Source organism: Streptomyces torulosus (assembly GCF_001419765.1).
GTDB lineage: Bacteria > Actinomycetota > Actinomycetes > Streptomycetales > Streptomycetaceae > Streptomyces > Streptomyces torulosus.
This window is the reverse complement of record NZ_LIRK01001009.1, coordinates 1-1,316: the sequence shown is the minus strand read 5'-3', so window position 1 is coordinate 1,316 and position 1,316 is coordinate 1. Positions and strand designations below refer to the sequence as shown.

The 1,316-nt window shown below is 74.3% G+C and carries 3 protein-coding genes; all 3 read left to right on the top strand.

The features are described from left to right. Nucleotides 1–175 precede the first annotated feature (175 nt). The 3 genes from AOK23_RS43620 to AOK23_RS43610 are packed head-to-tail and all read left to right on the top strand — an operon-like array spanning nt 176 to nt 1,228. Nucleotides 176–400 (top strand): DUF4244 domain-containing protein, encoded by a 225-nt coding sequence (locus AOK23_RS43620; protein ID WP_055717879.1) that lies wholly within the window; start codon nt 176–178, stop codon nt 398–400. After that, the gene (locus AOK23_RS43615) at nt 387–776 is read left to right on the top strand and encodes a TadE family type IV pilus minor pilin (RefSeq protein WP_055717878.1); all 390 of its coding nucleotides are present in this window, start codon (nt 387–389) and stop codon (nt 774–776) included. The genes AOK23_RS43620 and AOK23_RS43615 overlap by 14 nt, the downstream gene beginning before the upstream one ends. Next, nucleotides 773–1,228: an Rv3654c family TadE-like protein gene (locus AOK23_RS43610; RefSeq protein ID WP_079050048.1), complete on the top strand. Its 456-nt coding sequence runs from the start codon at nt 773–775 to the stop codon at nt 1,226–1,228. Before AOK23_RS43615 ends, AOK23_RS43610 begins: the two co-directional genes overlap by 4 nt. Nucleotides 1,229–1,316: the final 88 nt, after the last annotated feature.

Below are 1,316 nucleotides of genomic sequence, written 5' to 3'. Positions count from 1 at the left end.
GGGTGGGGGGTGAGGGCTGGGAGGAGGTGAGCGGGGCGGCGATATCGGCGAGCGATTGACCCGGCAGCGATGACCGGCCGCCGCCGACCGATGACTGGCGGTCGAAGACCAGTGATCTACGAACGAGCGATTACGAACCGAACGAGCAACGGAACAGAACCTCACGGGGGTTGAGATGTACAAGGCAGTGCGGGATGCGGTGCGGGTCCGGCTGATGGGCGCCCTGATGCTTCGGGTGCGAGCGGCACGGAGGGACGCCGGAATGGTGACGTCCGAGTACGCCGTCGGCATCATCGCGGCGGTGGCCTTCGCCGCGGTGCTCTACAAGGTGGTGACCAGCGGGCAGGTCCAGGCGGAGTTGCAGGAGATCGTCGGGCGGGCCCTCAGTGGCGGGGAGTGAGCCACGGCGGCGCGGCAGGGCCCTGGGCGGCGACCAGGGGTTCGTGACGGCCGAGGCGGCCATGGCCCTGCCCGTGCTGGTGCTGTTCGCGATGGCCCTCGTGTGGGCCCTGCTCGCGGCCTGCGCCCAGATCCAGTGCGTGGACGCGGCGCGGGTCGGGGCCCGTGCCGCCGCCCGCCAGGACCCGCCGGGCGCGGTCGCGGCCATGGCCCGGCGCGCGGCGCCCGACGGGGCGCGGGTCAGCGTCGGCCGGGACGGCGACTACGTACGCGTCGTCGTCTCGGCCCGCTCCCCGGGCCCCGGCGGCCTGGGCCTGGACCTGAGCCACACGGCCGTGGCCCTGGCGGAGGAGACGGTGGGGGTGGAGAGCGGATGAGAGTGTCGCCGAACGCTCGCCCGACCGTGCCCTCGACTGTCCGTCCAGCCGCGTCTTCGGCCGTTTGCTCGACCGCCCCCTCGGGTCTCCGCTCGACCGGGCCCTCGACCGCCCGTTCGGACAGGGGCTCCGCGACCGTCTGGGTCGTCGGTGTGCTGGTCGTGCTGTGCGCCGTCTTCGGAGCCGTGCTCGCGATGGGGCAGGCGGTGGTGATCCGGCACCGTGCGGCCGGCGCGGCCGATCTCGCGGCACTGGCCGCCGCCGACCACTGGATGAAGGGCGGTGAGGGTGCGTGCGCGACGGCCGACAGGGTGGCACGGGCGCAAGGGAGCCGAATCGTGAGCTGCGAGGTGGAGGGGGAGATCGCGGACGTCACGGCGGCGTCGGGCTCCGGCCTGCTGACCGCAGAGGCCAGGGCGAGAGCGGGGCCGCCGATGTCGGCCCCTGGCTAGGGGGCACGCAGAGGCGCCGTCGAGGGGCGGGGGGAAGCGCGTGAACCTCAGCCGCCCCGCCCTCCTCAGCCGCCCCGCCGTCCTAGGC